Source organism: Herbaspirillum sp. SJZ099 (assembly GCF_007828355.1).
Classification (GTDB): Bacteria; Pseudomonadota; Gammaproteobacteria; order Burkholderiales; family Burkholderiaceae_D; genus Herbaspirillum.
On sequence record NZ_VIUO01000002.1, the window covers coordinates 433,562 to 448,867 of the forward strand.

Genomic DNA, 15,306 nt, shown 5'->3' on the forward strand with positions numbered 1-15,306 from the left:
GCGCTTACACCGGGTCCCACTGGAACACATCGGCCGAGCGATCCAACGGGATGAAGCTGGCCTTCAGCGCCGGCATCGCATGCTCGGCCACCGTCTGCGGCGTCCAGCCTTCGGCGCGGTGGATCGAGCGCAGCGGGCGCGGCTGGCTCATCAGGAAGATCTCGTTGTTGCGCACCGTGAAGACCTGGCCGTTGACGTCGGCCGCCGCATCGCTGGCGAGATAGGCCGCCAGCGGTGCGATCTTGTCCGGCGTCATCTGCTTGATCTTTTCCACGCGCGCCTGCTGCTCTTCGCTCTTGACCGGGATCGAGCTGATCATGCGGCTCCAGGCGAAGGGCGCGATGCAGTTCGAGCGCACGTTGAATTTCTGCATGTCCAGCGCGATCGATTTGGACAGCGCGGTCAGGCCCAGCTTGGCGGCCGAGTAGTTGGCCTGGCCCAGGTTGCCGATCAGCCCCGAGGTGGAAGTCATGTGCACCAGGCTGCCCGACTGCTGTTCGCGGAAATGCACGGCGGCGGCGCGGCTGACGTGGTAGGCGCCGTACAGGTGCACCTTGAGCACGGCGTCCCATTCGTCGCCGCTCATCTTGTGGAACAGCGCATCGCGCAGGATGCCGGCATTGTTCACCACGCAATCGATGCGGCCGAAGGTTTGCACCGCCTGTTCGACGATGCGTTCGGCGCTGGCGGCATCGGCCACGCTGTCGGTGTTGGGGGCGGCGCGGCCGCCGGCGGCCTTGATCTCATCGGCGACCTGCTGCGCCGGGCCGTTGCTGGCGCCCTCGCCGGCAAGCGAGGCGCCGATGTCATTGACCACCACGGCGGCGCCCTGGCGCGCCATCGCCAGCGCGATCTCGCGCCCGATGCCGCCGCCCGAGCCGGTGACGATGACTACCTTGCCTTCCAACATGCGTGCATTGCTCATGGCTGTCTTTCCCTGTTTTGAAACGATGGGCAAGGCTGCGCCCTGCGGACGATCCCGCATTCTCGTTTCGGTTGGCTGGTGGCGGCGGCGCGCCTGCGTGGGGCGCCGCCTGCGTTTTTCCCGCGCCGCTGCCGGGCGGGAAAAACGTGTCTCTCTTGCGTTGTTTCTTGGTGTTTTTCCGGAAGGTGGTGCGGCGTCGTCATGGACGCCTCCGGTGCTGCGATGTGCGTATAGTCTGGAAGCGGGGAGGGGGTGTCAAGCAGGGTTTTGACGGTGTTCCGTACAACGGAATATGCTTGACCCTTCCAAAACATGGCGCGACAGGTCAGGGTATTGGGCCGTTGCATCTTGCGCTGCGGGATAAACCGATGCGGGTGGTTAAAGTTGAAGCAAGGCGGGCCATCTACAGGCCTCTCGCGGCTTTTTCTTGACTGTCGCGGTGGCTGGCGCGGCGCAGCAATGAATATTCGCCATTCAAAACAGTGTTGAAAATTTCAAAGTACGGAACATAAAATATTCATCGGTTGACCCTGCCGCGGCAGCGGCCGCATGGTGTCGGCAGAGCGCGGAAAAATACGCTTGCAGGTTCGCGTGCGGCAGCGCCCGGCACAAAAAAGATGCGCATCCACACGCAGATGCGCGGCAAGGCAAGGAGACCCAGTGAATTTCGCCATCTTGTTTGTATTGCGCAGCGTGCGGCATGGAAGGCGCGCATGAAGGCGGCCGTGCGCAAGCCGGCGCGGCGCGTCAAGGACGTGCGCATCGTGCTGCGCGCGCCCAATCCTCCTGAATACCGCAATGGCAATGCCGTGTTGCGCGCCGATGCGTCGGCGCCAGGCACCATCAAGCCGATCGAACGCGGCTTCGCCGTGCTCGATGCCTTCCTCGGCGAGGCCGACTGGCTGGCCAACCAGGACATCGCATTGCGCACTGGCTTGCCCAAGGCTACCGTCTCGCGCCTGGCGCAGACGCTCACCGCGCTGGGCTACCTGACCTACAGCGAGCAGCGCCGCAAATACCGCTTGGCGGTATCGGTGCTCACGCTCGGCTTCGCCGCCATGGTCGATACCGATGTGGTGCTGCAGGCGCGTCCGCTGATGCAGAAGCTGGCCGACGACAATGGCGTGTTTGTCGCGCTCGCCGGCCGCGACGGCCTGGACATGATCTTCTTTGAAAACTGCCACAGCGCATCCAACACCGCCACCGTCGGACTGGGCGTGGGCGAGCATATGCCGATGGCGTCATCGCCGGTGGGGTGGGCATTGCTGGCTTGCCTGCACGAGAACGAACGCGGCTACCTGCTGGACCACATGCGGCCCTACCATAAGCGCGACGAATGGATGGCGGTGCGCCAGAAGCTGACCGACGCCGAAACCCAGATCGGCGAGAAATCGTATTGCGTCTCTACCGGCGACTGGGGGCCGGACATCACCGTGGTGGCCACGCCGCTGAAACTGGCCGACCGCTTGCCGATGGTGCTCCTGTGCGCCGGGCAGTCGCGCACGCTGACCAAGGCGCGGGTGGAGCAGAAGGCCGGCCCGCAGTTGCTGGCGATGCGGCGGCAGTTGCAGGAAATGGAGGCGCAACGTGCGCAAGCTTGAGATATTGCGGCGGAACAATGCGCGCGCCGAAGACGCCTCCTTGCCCGACGTGGTGCATGACGATGCCGCGGCCGGCGCGCAAGCCTCGGCCGGCACCCATACGCTGGAGCGCGCGCTCCAGCTGCTCAAGGTATTCCATGGCAGCGCCAAGCCGCTGACGCATGCCGAGCTGGTGCGCCGTACCGGCTATTCGAAAGCGTCGGTGTCGCGCCTGACCGCGACCCTGGTGGCGTTGGGCTACCTCGACCGCGCCCCGGACGGCGTGCGCGTGCAGATCGGCGTGCGCGGCCTGCGGCTGGGCCACAAATATCTGGCCAACAGTCCGGTGCCCGACATCGCGCGGCCCATCATGCAGGATTTTGCCGACCGCTACGACATGTCGGTCGGGCTGGCCGTGGCCGACCAGCTCGACATGGTCTATCTCCAGTACTGCAACAGCAGCAAGATCGCCACCCTGCGCCTGGGCGTGGGACGGACGGTGCCGATGGCGCTCAGTTCCATCGGCCGCGCCTATGTATGGGCGCAACCGCCGCAGCAGCGCCAGCGCCTGCTGTTTTCGATCTGGAAGAAGAGCGGCGAACACGGCCCGCAGGTGGTGGCGAAGATGGAACGCGCCTTCGGCGACCTCGATACCCACGGCTATTGCCTGGCGGCCGGCGAATACCAGCGCGACACCTTCGCCATCAGCGTGCCGCTGGCGCTGGGCGCGCCGCCCCTGATGATGGGCCTGAACTGCAGCGCCGTGGGGCCCTTGCCCGACCGGCTGATGATCCGCGATGAGCTGGCGCCGGCGCTGATGAAGACTGCGCGCCTGTTGCAGCTGGAACTCGACGCAATTGACAGCAGCCTGTTCTGACGCCGTCTCATGCCATTCATGTTTGCTTATTGCGGCAGCTGCTGCGCTTTCCATTTCTTCCACAGCCGCCGGACCTTCTCTTCGCCGTCGCTGACCTGCGCGGCCAGGAAGCCGCGCGCATAGCCGATGCCGGCCGCCAGCGCCGGATGCCTTGCCTGCAGTTCGTCCAGCAGGCGGTTGGCGACCGAGATGTCGTTGAGCAGGCCCAGTTGATCCTGCAGGCGCGACAGCGCCTTGAGGTAGGGCTTGCTGTTCTTTTCCCGGTACAGCGCCTGGAAGAATTCGGTGTCGTAGCGCATCCGCTTGGCCGCGATGCGGGCGCGGTGGCGCGAACGGGGATCGTCCTCCATCTTGCTGCCGCGCTTTTTCATGCGCTTCTCGTCATGGCGCAGCATCTGGCGCGCGAAGCGCGATAGCGGTTGTTCCAGCGCCGCCAGTTGTTCCCCGGTCATCGCTTCGCGCCATTGCGCGGCCAGCATCCAGCGGCTCAAATGCAGCGCCAGCGCGGTATAGCGGGGCGATGCCACAACTTCTACCGCGGCCTGGTGCATCGCCCGCGCCTGCTTGTGCGCCGCTTTCTTCACCGCAGCCAGGCCGGGCGCATCGAGGTCTGCGGCCGGCACCGACGCCAGGGTGGCGCCGGCCAGCACGTCCCAGTCGCGCGCGGCGCCGATGTGCCGGGACAGCCATTCGAATTCGCCCGCCAGCGCATCCGGCAACGCGATCACTTCGCCAAACAGCGTGAAGGCCGAGCGCAGGCGGCGCAGGCCGACCCGCATCTGGTGCAGGCGTTCCACATCCCCGGCGTCGCCATCGGCGATGTCGTTGGCCTGGATCTGCTCCACGCAATTGCCGACGATGGCGCTGAAGGCTTGCTCCACGCTCATCTTCTTCGACAGCGCCAAGGCGGCCGCCTTGGTGGCGTTGCTGGCGGGCGCGCCGCCGGCGGCCTGGTGGTACAGCGCGTAGCCGCGCTGGGCCTTGCTCTGGATGCCGACGCGCAGCGGGATGTCCTGCATCAGTTGCAGCGCGAAATCGAACAGCGCCAGCGGGCTGCCGGCCTTGAGTTCGAGTTCGATCTCGCACACCCGGGTTTTCAGGTCGCCATGTTCGACCGTGCCGCGGTCGAGCACGAATTCCACCTCGGAACCGTCGGGCAGCTTCAGGTCCCACAGCATGCGCTTGATCCGGGTGGCGAAGATGGGGCGGATCTGTTGGGCCAGCCCGGACGTAAAGACCCGCTTGGCCCATTTGGCGTCGGCCGGCACCATTTCGCGCAGCGCCGCGAGGTCGGGCTGTTCGCCCGCGACCTGCGATTCCCATTCGTTGCGCTGGTGCAGGCCTCCTTGTACGCCGCCGCCGGCTTTCAGGGTCTGGATGTATTCGCCGCCGGTGCGCCGCACGCGCAGGCCGGCATCGTTACGGCGCAAGTCGTTGCCGGGAGTATCGAAGTACACGCCGGTCTGGTCCTTGGTGCGCGGCGCGGCCAGCGCATGGCGCGCCAGCAGCGGATGCCTGATCAGTGTCTTGACGTGCCCGGGGGCGAGCAGCAGTTTCAGTTCGGTTTCCATGGTGGAGGAAGTTAATGAGGGTGGATTGCCGGTGTGCATGCCTTCGTTTTAAAACGGCAGGCCTTTGCCGTCAACAGTCCAGCACATCCGTATTCGAGCGGGACAGCCCCTGTTCGATCGAAACCCGGTAGCCCGCCGGCAGGTTTTCCGGAAGCGCATCAGGCGCGAACAATCCCACCCGCTTGTGTTCATGGCTGACGTCCGGCGCGAAGGCGCCGATGAGCGTGCAGCCGTAGGTGACGATGAATACCCGCTTGCCGGGGATCACTTCGAACATCCAGGCGTCGATGATGGCGCCTACTTCCACGCGCAGGTTCAGTTCTTCTCCGATTTCCCGCGCCAGGCATTGTTGCGGCGTTTCGCCGTCTTCGATCCGGCCGCCCGGCAGTTCCCATTCGTTGCGTTCGTTTTCGAGCAGGACGATGTTGCCGTCCGGCGCCTGCAGCACGCCTTTGATGGAGACCGGGTACATGGGCCCGCCTCAGCGCTTGACCGCGCGTGCGGCCGGCTTCGCGGCGCCGGTCAGCGTGCCGCCCTTGTAAGGCACGCGCCCCGAGGGCACCACCACGGATGCGGTTTCGACATGGCCTTCCTGGTCGTCGAAGAACATATGGGCGCCGAAGGCTTGCAGTACGTCGGTTTTCTTCAGGCCGCCGAGGAAGAAGGCTTCGTCGACATTGACGTTCCAGGTGCGCAGCGTGTGGATCACGCGCTGGTGCGCCGGGCTGTTGCGGGCGGTGACGATGGCGATGCGCACCGGGCATTCGGCGGGCGGGAATTGTTTCTGGATGGCGGAAAGCGCCAGCAGCAGCTTGGCGAACGGGCCTTCCTTCATGGCTTTCTTGCGGTGGCGCTGTTCGTGTCTGGCAAAGGCCTCCAGGCCCTTCTCGGCGAAGATGCGCTCGGACTCCGGCGAGAACAGCACGGCGTCGCCGTCGAAGGCGATGCGGATCTGGTTTTCCGGCGCGCTGTATTCGACCGGCGCGGTGTAGAGCTGGGCGGCGGCGACGCCGGCGTCGATGGCTTCCTGCACGTCGCCGGTATCGCGCGAGAGGAACAGGTCGATCTTGAAGGCCTTCAGGTAAGGCGCGGTCGGACCGCCGCCGGTGAAGGCCGCGCGGCTGATGTCGAGCTTGTGGGCGGCGATGGCGTTGAAGGCGCGCAAGCCGGTGTCGGGCGTGTTGCGCGAAATGACCACCACTTCCACCAGGCGGCGTTCGGGAATCAGGTCGTTGAGCCGCAAGAGCGCTTTGACCAGCGGGAAGGCGGTGCCGGGTTGCAGCGCGTCGTTCTCATGGGCGCGCTGGTAGTCGGTATAGGCATCGACCCCTTGCTCGTCATAGATGGCGTTTTCGGCTTCGAGGTCGAACAGGGCGCGCGAGGAGATTCCGATGACGAGTTTGTCCGAGAGGTCGTAGGGCATGAAGGCATTTCCGTGTAACTGGCTGGGTAAGCCGTGATTGTAGAGCGGCCCAGGCGGGCCGACGCCGGCTAAATCGCCAGTTATATGAAATTTTAATGTCTGGGGTGAGCTTGTTGATATAACTGATTAACATCGCTTAATTGTATTCATTTATCTCGATTAAAGGCTGTTTCTCCCGGTAAAAAGAAAAAATCGCGTTGCCGAGCCATCGATAAATTTGTATGATGACCGGATAACCTTACGATAACGACGCGAGACAGCATGTTTCAGAAAATCCCCGCGCAAGCGCTCAGCGACACGGTTGCCAGGCAGTTGCTGGAGAACATCGATGCCGGCGCTTTCCCCCGTGGCAGCAAGCTGCCGACTGAAGTGGTGCTGGCGCAGGAGTTCGGCGTCAGCCGCACGGTGGTGCGCGAGGCGATCTCGCGCCTGAAGCATGAGGGCGTGGTGGAACCGCGCCAGGGCAGCGGCGTTTTCGTGACGGAGCAGGCGGGCATCAAGCCGCTGCGCATTGACTATGCTGAAGTAAGTTCGCCCGATGCGGTGCTGCAGATCGTCGAGCTGCGCCGCGCCATCGAGGCTGAAGTGGCGGCCCAGGCGGCCAAGCGCCGCACCGAGGAAGACATCGCCGCCATCGACGCGGCGCTGGCGCGCATCGGCGCCGATGTGGCCGCCGGCGGCGACGGCGTGGCAGCCGATGTGGCTTTCCACCGCGCGCTGGCGCAGGCCACGCGCAATCCTTACTTCATCAAGACGCTGGAGTTCCTCTCGCAGTACCTGGAGGCGGCCACGGCGGTCACGCGCGGCAACGAAGCCCGCTACGAGGATTTCTCGCGCCAGGTGCGCGAGGAGCACGAAGCCATCGTCGAGGCGATCCGCGCCGGCGACGAAATGGCGGCGCGCAGCGCGGCGCAGGCGCACATGTTCAATGCGGCGCGCCGTTTGAGCCAGGGGCAAAGTTAGTTTTTACCAACAAGGATTCAGTAACAGGCGACGCCGGCCTCGGGCCGGCGTCACATCATCAACCGGCGCAGCGGTCTGCATCACGATAATGGCAGCGGCGCCTTTTGCTTCTCAGTGGAGACAACAATGTCCAAGAATGTGGGTGTGATCGGTTTGGGTGCGATGGGCTTCGGCGTCGCTAGCTCCCTGTTGCGTGCCGGCTTCAATGTGCATGCCTGCGATGTGCGCCGCGAAGTGCTGGACAAGTTCGCCGCCGCCGGCGGCGTGGCCTGCGCCAACCCGGCCGAGCTGGCCAAATCGGTCGACGTGGTGATCACGCTGGTGGTCAACGCGGCCCAGACCGAAGCCGTGCTGTTCGGCGAGAACGGCGCCGTATCCGCCCTGAAGCCCGGCAGCGTGGTGATCTCCAGCGCCACCGTGGCGCCGGACTTTGCCGTCGAGCTGGGCAAGCGCCTGGGCGAGAAGGGCTTGCTGCTGCTGGACGCGCCGGTTTCCGGCGGCGCCGCGCGCGCCGCTTCCGGCGAAATGACCATGATGACCTCCGGCCCCGATGAGGTGTACGCCAAGATCGAAGACGTGTTGCAAGGCATGGCCGGCAAGGTCTACCGCCTGGGCAACGCGCACGGCATCGGTTCCAAGGTCAAGATCATCAACCAGTTGCTGGCCGGCGTGCACATCGCCGCTTCCGCCGAAGCGATGGCCCTGGGCCTGCGCGAAGGCGTGAACCCGGATGCGCTGTACGACGTCATCACCCACAGTGCCGGCAATTCCTGGATGTTCGAGAACCGCGTGCCGCACATCCTCAACGGCGACTACACGCCGCTGTCGGCGGTTGACATCTTCGTCAAGGACCTGGGCCTGGTGCTCGATACCGCCCGCCGCAGCAAGTTCCCGCTGCCGCTGTCGGCCGCCGCGCACCAGATGTTCATGATGGCATCCACCGCCGGCCACGGCGGCGAGGACGACTCGGCCGTGATCAAGATCTTCCCGGGCATCGACCTGCCCGCGGCCAAGGCCAGGTAAGCAGTCAAGCAGCGCCGATAGGCAGCAATGAGTATCGAACAGATTCCGGAGTCCATCATGTCCCAAGCCAAACCTCTGCTCGGCTGCATCGCCGACGATTTCACCGGCGCCACCGACCTGGCCAACATGCTGGTGCGCGGCGGCATGCGCACCGTGCAAACCATCGGCGTGCCGGCCGAGATGCCTGCCGCGGTTTCTACATTGACCGCCGATGCGCTGGTGATCGCATTGAAGTCGCGCACCATCCCCGCCGCCGAGGCCATCGAGCAATCGCTGGCCGCGCTGCGCTGGCTGCAGCAGCAGGGCTGCACGCAGTTCTTCTTCAAGTACTGCTCCACCTTCGATTCGACCGACGCCGGCAACATCGGCCAGGTGACCGATGCCTTGATGAAGGAACTGGGCGTGGACTTCACCATCGCCTGCCCGGCCTTCCCGGAAAACGGCCGCACCATCTACCGCGGCTACCTGTTCGTGGCCGATGCGCTGTTGAACGAATCCGGCATGGAAAACCATCCGCTCACGCCGATGACCGACGCCAACCTGGTGCGCGTGCTGCAGCGCCAGACCGCATCCAAGGTCGGCCTGGTGCGCTACGACGCGGTCGCGCGCGGCGCATCCGCCGTGCAGGAGCGCTTTGCCGCGCTGCGCGCCGATGGCGTCAAGATGGCCATCGCCGACGCGGTCTCCGACAAGGACCTGTTCACGCTGGGCGAAGCCTGCGCCGAACTGAAGCTGATCACTGGCGGCTCCGGCGTGGCCCTGGGCCTGCCGGAGAATTTCCGCCGCGCCGGACTCTTGCATGCGGTTGGCGAAGCGGCGCAACTGCCCAAGGTCGACGGCCTGTCCGTGGTGCTGGCCGGCAGCGCCTCCAAGGCCACCAATGCCCAGGTCGCCGAATGGAAGGCCAAGCGCCCGTCGTTCCGTATCGACCCGCTGGCGCTGGCGCGCGGCGAAGACGTGGTCGGCCAGGCGCTGGCCTTCGCCGACGAGCGCATCAAGAATGAACCCGTGCTGATCTACGCCACCGCCACCCCGGACGAAGTCAAGGCGGTGCAAAAGGAGCTGGGCGTGGCCAAGGCCGGCCATATCGTCGAGCAGGCGCTGGCGTCCATTGCCGCCGGCTTGAAGCAACGCGGCGTGCGCCAGTTCGTGGTGGCCGGCGGCGAGACCTCCGGCGCGGTGGTGCAGGCGCTGGACGTGCGCGCGCTGCGCATCGGCCCGCAGATCGATCCGGGCGTGCCGGCCACGGCCACGCTGGATGAGCAACCGGTGGCCCTGGCGCTGAAGTCGGGCAATTTCGGCACGGTCGACTTCTTCGAGAAGGCGCTGCGCGTATTGGCGGGGACGGCGGCATGAGCAAGGAAGCCAGACTGCGCGAAGAGATCTGCCGCATCGGCGCATCGCTCTACCAGCGCGGCTACACCGTCGGCTCGGCCGGCAACATCAGCGCACGGCTGGACGACGGCTGGCTGATCACGCCGACCGACGCCTGCCTCGGTTTCCTCGACCCGGCCGCGATCTCCAAGGTCGACGCCGGCGGCAACTGGGTGGCCGGCGACAAGCCGTCCAAGACCCTGGTGCTGCACCGCGCGGTGTATGACAACAACCCCGAGATGCATGCGGTGGTGCACACCCATTCCACCCACCTGGTCAGCCTGACCATCAAGGGCGTGTGGAAGGAAGAGGATGTGCTGCCGCCGATCACGCCTTACTACGTGATGAAGGTCGGCCATATCCCGCTGATCAGGTATGCCCGTCCCGGCGCGCCGGAAGTGGCCGAACAGGTCGCCAGGATCGCCACCCGGGTGCGCGGCGTGCTGCTGGAGCGGCTCGGCCCGGTGGTATGGGAAAGCTCGGTCTCCAAGGCCGCCTTCGCGCTGGAAGAGCTGGAAGAGACCGCGAAGTTGTGGCATCTGACCGGCGGCGCCACGGGGCTGGACGAGCCGGCCCTGCAAGAGCTGCGGGACGTATTCAAGGCGCGCTGGTAAGCGGCGCATCGGCCATCGACACCTCAGCACATCAGTAACGTAACAAGCATGGCGGCGCTGCCTGCGCCGCCATCCATCGCCATGCCGCCGCCAACGGCTGGAAGATGCAAGAGCCGGCATAAGACCGGACGATCAATGTCAAGGGACGCAGCCTGCCATTTGCCGGCCAGCCTGCGCGCCCGTCCATATTGAATCCATAAATTGCCTGCATGCGAATGCAGGCGCCAAGCAACCAGCGGCCGCCACCAACGGCCGAATACCTCTTAGGGAGATGTCGTAGCATGACCACCGCAACAACCACTGGCGTCGCAAGCGGCGCCAACGATCAGGCCAAGGACGGCCTGTACAAGAAAGTCTTCTGGCGCATCATGCCGTTCCTGATGCTGTGCTACGTGATCGCTTATCTCGATCGCGTCAACGTCGGCTTCGCCAAGCTGCAGATGTCGATCGACCTGGGCTTCTCGGAAACCGTGTTCGGCCTGGGCGCCGGCCTGTTCTTCATCGGCTACTTCCTGTTCGAAGTGCCCAGCAACGTCCTGATGCACAAGGTCGGCGCGCGCATCTGGATCGCCCGCATCATGGTCACCTGGGGCATCCTGTCGGCCTGCTTCATGTTCGTGCAGACCCCGACCCAGTTCTATGTCCTGCGCTTCCTGCTGGGCCTGGCCGAGGCGGGCTTCTATCCCGGCATCATCCTGTACCTGACCTACTGGTTCCCGTCGCACCGCCGCGCCAAGGTGATCGCGGTGTTCATGTCCGGCATCCCGGTCGCCGGCATCCTGGGCAACCCGCTGTCGGGCTGGATCATGGACGCCTTCCATGGCAACAGCGGCATGCAGGGCTGGCAGTGGATGTTCGTGATCGAAGCGATCCCGGCCGTGCTGATCGGCCTGGTCACGCTGTTCTACCTGGACAACGACGTCAAGAGCGCCAAGTGGCTCTCCGACGATGAGAAGAAGGTCCTGCAAGCCGATATCGACGGCGACCAGAAGGGCAAGGAAAGCGGCCACAGCTTCGGCGACATCGTCAAGGATGGGCGCGTGTGGCTGATGTGCCTGATTTACTTCGCCTTCGTCATGGGCCAGTACGGCCTGACGTTGTGGATGCCGACCCTGGTCAAGGCCACCGGCGTGACCGGCAACCTGCATATCGGCCTGCTGTCGGCGATCCCGTTCGGCTGCGCCATCGTCGCCATGAACCTGATCGGCCGCAGCGCCGACCGCACGCGCGAACGCCGTTGGCACCTGGTGGTCCCCGCCATGATGGGTTGCGTCGGCTTCATCGGCGCGGCCGTGTTCGCCGACAATACCGTGATCTCGATCGCTGCGTTGTCGCTGGCCGCCGCCGGCGTGTTGACCTGCGCGCCGCTGTTCTGGTCGCTGCCGACTTCGTTCCTGTCGGGCGCCGCCGCCGCGGTGGGCATCGCCGCCATCAATTCGGTGGGCAACCTGGCCGGCTTCGTCAGCCCCTACCTGATCGGCTACTTCAAGGATCTGACCAAGAGCAATGCGATCGGCATGTACATGCTGGCCGTGATGCTGGTGGTGGGCGCCATTGCTACACTGGCCACCAAGCCCAGCGTGGTCAACAAGTAAGGACCTGGCCGGTTCCGACTGAGCGGAGCCGGCCGCACGTCAACATTCAAGGAGAGCACGATGCTGCGTTTTGCCGCCAACCTGAGCATGATGTATGTCGAACATGACTTCCTGGACCGTTTCGCCGCTGCGGCGAAGGACGGTTTTCCGGGCGTCGAATTCCTGTTCCCGTACGACTACCAGCCTGAGGAAATCAAGTCCCGCCTGGAGGCCAACGGCCTGATCCAGGCGCTGTTCAACGCGCCTCCGGGCGACTGGGCCGGCGGCGAGCGCGGCATCGCTTCGCTGCCGGGCCGCGAAGACGAATTCAAGCGCAGCATCGAGACCGCGCTGAAGTATGCTTCGGTGATCGGCAACAAGACGCTGCACGTCATGGCCGGCCTGATCAAGCCCGGGCAAGACCGGGCCCGGCACCGCGCGATGTACCTGGACAATCTGTCCTATGCCGCCCACCAGGCCGAGTCCGCCGGCATCACCGTGGTGATCGAGCCGATCAACACCCGCAATATCCCGGGCTTCTTCCTGAACCGCCAGGATGAGGCGCAGGCCATCTGCGCCGAGATCGGCGCCGAGAACCTGAAGGTGCAGTTCGACTGCTACCACTGCCAGATCGTCGAAGGCGACGTCGCTGTCAAGTTGAAGCGCGACATGGCCGGCATCGGCCACATCCAGATCGCCGGTGTGCCCGAGCGCCACGAGCCGGACGTGGGCGAGCTGAACTATCCCTACCTGCTCAAGCTGATCGACACGCTCGGCTACCAGGGCTGGATCGGCTGCGAATACAATCCTGCCGGCGCCACCTCGGACGGCCTGGGCTGGCTCAAGGCGATCGCGGCACAGGGATTGACCCAGCTGAAGGCTTGACCAGGGTAGTTGCTGCCAGGGCCGCATACGGGCCACAAACAAAAAGCGGAACGCATGCGTTCCGCTTTTTTCTTCCGCGTCAGAAAGACGCGTTGGCGCGAGCGCCATCACACGGGCACGTTTTTGGCCTGCTCGGTCACCGAATCCTTGTTGCGGCATTTCACGCATGTGGCGTAATGCCAGATGGCCGACGCCAACGGGTGCATGCCGGCCTTCCGGCCGCATTGGCGGCAAATCAGATTGCCCTGTTCAGGGATGTTCATTGTTGTTGATCCGGGTCCAATGGAGGGGGCTGCCGGCGCATGCAGGTGCATATGCCCGGCGCAAGCGCCCAAGCCTGCGATTCTACTTGCTGTTGCGCATCTTTGCGCGCCGGAGCGAGGGATGAGTGAGGGATATCCGTCATCGCCAGCACCGGCGCAACATGTTAAGCTTGCCAGCTCAACATGACCCAATCCCGGTTCGCTCTGATGGAGACGTTTTTGTACAGGCATCGCTCAAATGCCGGAGACAGGAATCGGACAGGCAGTTGAATCCGGCAGGCGCATCGGGCCAGGTTTGGTGCGCGTTGTGGCCATCGCCGGCCGCACCCGGCAAGTGTTGCGTACCCAGCGGTGGGCGCAATGCGGGCGGAACGGCAGGAGCGCCGCGCTTGACCTTCCAGGTTGGCCGACCCCTGGCGTTTGTAAAGCCGGTTGTCTGAAATCCCCAAGTCCATGCAGGCATGCGTCATCGGCGACGAAAGTGCGCTTTTGGCGCCGTCGCATCCTGCATTTGCCGTTTTGGCAAGATTGGGGTAGATCTCACTTCATCAAACATGGATTAGACAATGTTGAAAAAATCCTACCTGGCATTGCTGGGTTTTGTATTTGCGCTGGTGCTGGCACCGGCTTCGCAGGCAGCCGACGTCAAGAAGGTCGACGTGCTGCTGATCGGCGGCGGCATCATGAGCTCCACGCTGGCGGTCTGGCTCAATGAGCTGGAACCGGGCTGGTCGATGGAAATGGTCGAGCGCCTGGACGGCGTCGCCCAGGAAAGCTCCAACGGCTGGAACAACGCCGGCACCGGCCACTCGGCGCTGGCCGAGCTGAACTACACGCCGGAGAACAAGGACGGCAAGATCGAGATCGCCAAGGCCATCGAGATCAACGAAGCGTTCCAGATCTCGCGCCAGTTCTGGGCCTGGCAGGTCAGGAACAGCGTGCTGAAGAATCCGCGCTCGTTCATCAACTCGACCCCGCACATGAGCTTCATCTGGGGCGACGATAACGTGGCGTACCTGAAGAAGCGCTATGAAGCGCTGCAGGCCAGCCCGCTGTTCGCCGGCATGCAGTATTCGGAAGACCACGAGCAGATCCGGAAGTGGGTGCCGCTGATGATGGAAGGGCGCGACCCCAAGCAGAAGCTGGCCGCCACCTGGACGCCGTTGGGCACCGACGTCAACTTCGGCGAAATCACCCGCCAGTTCGTCGCCTACCTGCAAGGCCGTCCCAATTTCACGCTCAAGCTTTCCAGCGAAGTGCGCGATATCACGCGCAATGCCGATGGCACCTGGCGCATCGGTTACAAGAACCTCAAGGATGGCAGCAGCACCGAGACCGACGCCAAGTTTGTCTTCATCGGCGCCGGCGGCGGCGCGCTGAAGCTGCTGCAAAAGTCGGGCATCCCCGAGGCGCGCGAGTATGCCGGTTTCCCGGTGGGCGGCTCCTTCCTGGTGACCGACAATCCGGCGGTGGCCGAACGCCACCTGGCCAAGGCCTACGGCAAGGCCTCGGTCGGCGCGCCGCCGATGTCGGTGCCGCACCTCGATACTCGCGTATTGGACGGCAAGCGCGTGATCCTGTTTGGCCCCTTCGCCACCTTCTCCACCAAGTTCCTCAAGGAAGGCTCGTATTGGGACCTGTTCTCCACCACCACCACGCACAATGCCTGGCCGATGGCCAAGGTCGGCATCGCCGAATACCCGCTGGTGGAGTACCTGGCCGGCCAGCTGATGCTGTCGGATGACGAACGCTTCGCCGCGCTCAAGGAGTATTTCCCCAACGCCAGGAAGGAAGACTGGCGCCTGTGGCAAGCCGGGCAGCGCGTGCAGATCATCAAGCGCGATGCAGACAAGGGCGGCGTGCTGAAGCTGGGCACCGAGATCGTGGTTGCCAAGGACGGCAGCATCGCCGGCCTGCTGGGCGCTTCGCCGGGCGCATCGACGGCTGCGCCGATCATGCTTACCGTGCTGGAAAAGGTGTTCAAGGACAAGGTCGCCACGCCCGCATGGCAAACCAGGATCCGCCAGATCGTGCCGAGCTACGGCACCAAGCTCAACGACCACCCCGACCAGGTCGCCAAGGAATGGGCCTATACCAGCGACGTGCTGCAACTGGCGCCGCCCCCGGTCATCGGGCCAAAGCCGGCGCAGCTCGACGGCAACAAGGCCAGCATGAGCAAGCCGAAGGAAAACGCGGCGGCCGACATGGCGCTGTGACCGCGATGGCCTGATGTC

13 protein-coding genes are annotated in these 15,306 nt (G+C 64.6%); 9 read left to right on the top strand and 4 right to left on the bottom strand.

Annotation, left to right across the window (positions count from 1 at the left end):
• Nucleotides 1-4: 4 nt before the first annotated feature.
• Nucleotides 5-910, bottom strand: coding sequence for an SDR family NAD(P)-dependent oxidoreductase (locus FB597_RS07035; protein WP_141914209.1), 906 nt, complete (start codon nucleotides 908-910; stop codon nucleotides 5-7).
• A gap of 728 nt (nucleotides 911-1,638) precedes the next feature.
• On the opposite strand from FB597_RS07035, the gene FB597_RS07040 reads away from it, so the two are divergent.
• Nucleotides 1,639-2,526: an IclR family transcriptional regulator gene (locus tag FB597_RS07040; protein ID WP_144768835.1), complete on the top strand. Its 888-nt coding sequence runs from the start codon at nucleotides 1,639-1,641 to the stop codon at nucleotides 2,524-2,526.
• Nucleotides 2,513-3,382: an IclR family transcriptional regulator gene (locus FB597_RS07045; protein ID WP_255517097.1), complete on the top strand. Its 870-nt coding sequence runs from the start codon at nucleotides 2,513-2,515 to the stop codon at nucleotides 3,380-3,382. Before FB597_RS07040 ends, FB597_RS07045 begins: the two co-directional genes overlap by 14 nt.
• Nucleotides 3,383-3,408: 26 nt before the next feature.
• On the opposite strand, the gene FB597_RS07050 is transcribed toward FB597_RS07045, so the two are convergent.
• Genes FB597_RS07050 through FB597_RS07060 form a run of 3 tightly spaced genes read right to left on the bottom strand, consistent with a single transcriptional unit; the run spans nucleotide 3,409 to nucleotide 6,376 of the window.
• Nucleotides 3,409-4,992: a CYTH and CHAD domain-containing protein gene (locus tag FB597_RS07050; RefSeq protein ID WP_255517098.1), complete on the bottom strand. Its 1,584-nt coding sequence runs from the start codon at nucleotides 4,990-4,992 to the stop codon at nucleotides 3,409-3,411.
• A gap of 31 nt (nucleotides 4,993-5,023) precedes the next feature.
• Nucleotides 5,024-5,425 (bottom strand): NUDIX domain-containing protein, encoded by a 402-nt coding sequence (locus FB597_RS07055; RefSeq protein ID WP_144768837.1) that lies wholly within the window; start codon nucleotides 5,423-5,425, stop codon nucleotides 5,024-5,026.
• Between the two features lie 9 nt (nucleotides 5,426-5,434).
• Nucleotides 5,435-6,376, bottom strand: coding sequence for a 5'-nucleotidase (locus tag FB597_RS07060; protein ID WP_141913791.1), 942 nt, complete (start codon nucleotides 6,374-6,376; stop codon nucleotides 5,435-5,437).
• 261 nt (nucleotides 6,377-6,637) lie between these two features.
• Between FB597_RS07060 and FB597_RS07065 the strand changes: the two genes are divergently transcribed.
• The 7 genes from FB597_RS07065 (at nucleotide 6,638) to mqo (ending at nucleotide 15,288) form a co-directional block, all read left to right on the top strand.
• Complete coding sequence (locus FB597_RS07065; RefSeq protein WP_141913790.1) at nucleotides 6,638-7,339, top strand: FadR/GntR family transcriptional regulator; 702 nt, start codon at nucleotides 6,638-6,640, stop codon at nucleotides 7,337-7,339.
• Between the two features lie 114 nt (nucleotides 7,340-7,453).
• The gene (ltnD, locus tag FB597_RS07070; RefSeq protein ID WP_255515740.1) at nucleotides 7,454-8,362 is read left to right on the top strand and encodes an L-threonate dehydrogenase; all 909 of its coding nucleotides are present in this window, start codon (nucleotides 7,454-7,456) and stop codon (nucleotides 8,360-8,362) included.
• 57 nt (nucleotides 8,363-8,419) lie between these two features.
• Nucleotides 8,420-9,718, top strand: coding sequence for a 3-oxo-tetronate kinase (otnK, locus tag FB597_RS07075; protein WP_144768839.1), 1,299 nt, complete (start codon nucleotides 8,420-8,422; stop codon nucleotides 9,716-9,718).
• On the top strand, nucleotides 9,715-10,350 hold the full coding sequence (locus FB597_RS07080; RefSeq protein ID WP_144768841.1) for an aldolase: 636 nt from the start codon (nucleotides 9,715-9,717) through the stop codon (nucleotides 10,348-10,350). Before otnK ends, FB597_RS07080 begins: the two co-directional genes overlap by 4 nt.
• Nucleotides 10,351-10,631: 281 nt before the next feature.
• On the top strand, nucleotides 10,632-11,945 hold the full coding sequence (locus FB597_RS07085) for an MFS transporter (RefSeq protein WP_144768842.1): 1,314 nt from the start codon (nucleotides 10,632-10,634) through the stop codon (nucleotides 11,943-11,945).
• A 60-nt stretch (nucleotides 11,946-12,005) separates the two neighbouring features.
• The gene (gene otnI, locus FB597_RS07090) at nucleotides 12,006-12,809 is read left to right on the top strand and encodes a 2-oxo-tetronate isomerase (protein ID WP_144768843.1); all 804 of its coding nucleotides are present in this window, start codon (nucleotides 12,006-12,008) and stop codon (nucleotides 12,807-12,809) included.
• Nucleotides 12,810-13,638: 829 nt separating this feature from the next.
• Nucleotides 13,639-15,288 carry a malate dehydrogenase (quinone) gene (gene mqo / locus FB597_RS07095; RefSeq protein WP_144768844.1) on the top strand — a complete coding sequence of 550 codons (1,650 nt, stop codon included), beginning with the start codon at nucleotides 13,639-13,641 and terminating at the stop codon, nucleotides 15,286-15,288.
• Nucleotides 15,289-15,306 lie beyond the last annotated feature (18 nt).

Bases quoted from the DNA above. Each gene is read 5' to 3' on its own strand.
- otnK (WP_144768839.1), top strand. From the start codon at position 8,420: ATGTCCCAAGCCAAACCTCTGCTCGGCTGCATCGCCGACGATTTCACC.
- FB597_RS07035 (WP_141914209.1), bottom strand. From the start codon at position 910: ATGTTGGAAGGCAAGGTAGTCATCGTCACCGGCTCGGGCGGCGGCATC.
- FB597_RS07060 (WP_141913791.1), bottom strand. From the start codon at position 6,376: ATGCCCTACGACCTCTCGGACAAACTCGTCATCGGAATCTCCTCGCGC.
- mqo (WP_144768844.1), top strand. From the start codon at position 13,639: ATGTTGAAAAAATCCTACCTGGCATTGCTGGGTTTTGTATTTGCGCTG.
- FB597_RS07065 (WP_141913790.1), top strand. From the start codon at position 6,638: ATGTTTCAGAAAATCCCCGCGCAAGCGCTCAGCGACACGGTTGCCAGG.
- FB597_RS07050 (WP_255517098.1), bottom strand. From the start codon at position 4,992: ATGCACACCGGCAATCCACCCTCATTAACTTCCTCCACCATGGAAACC.
- FB597_RS07040 (WP_144768835.1), top strand. From the start codon at position 1,639: ATGAAGGCGGCCGTGCGCAAGCCGGCGCGGCGCGTCAAGGACGTGCGC.
- FB597_RS07085 (WP_144768842.1), top strand. From the start codon at position 10,632: ATGACCACCGCAACAACCACTGGCGTCGCAAGCGGCGCCAACGATCAG.
- FB597_RS07055 (WP_144768837.1), bottom strand. From the start codon at position 5,425: ATGTACCCGGTCTCCATCAAAGGCGTGCTGCAGGCGCCGGACGGCAAC.
- FB597_RS07080 (WP_144768841.1), top strand. From the start codon at position 9,715: ATGAGCAAGGAAGCCAGACTGCGCGAAGAGATCTGCCGCATCGGCGCA.
- otnI (WP_144768843.1), top strand. From the start codon at position 12,006: ATGCTGCGTTTTGCCGCCAACCTGAGCATGATGTATGTCGAACATGAC.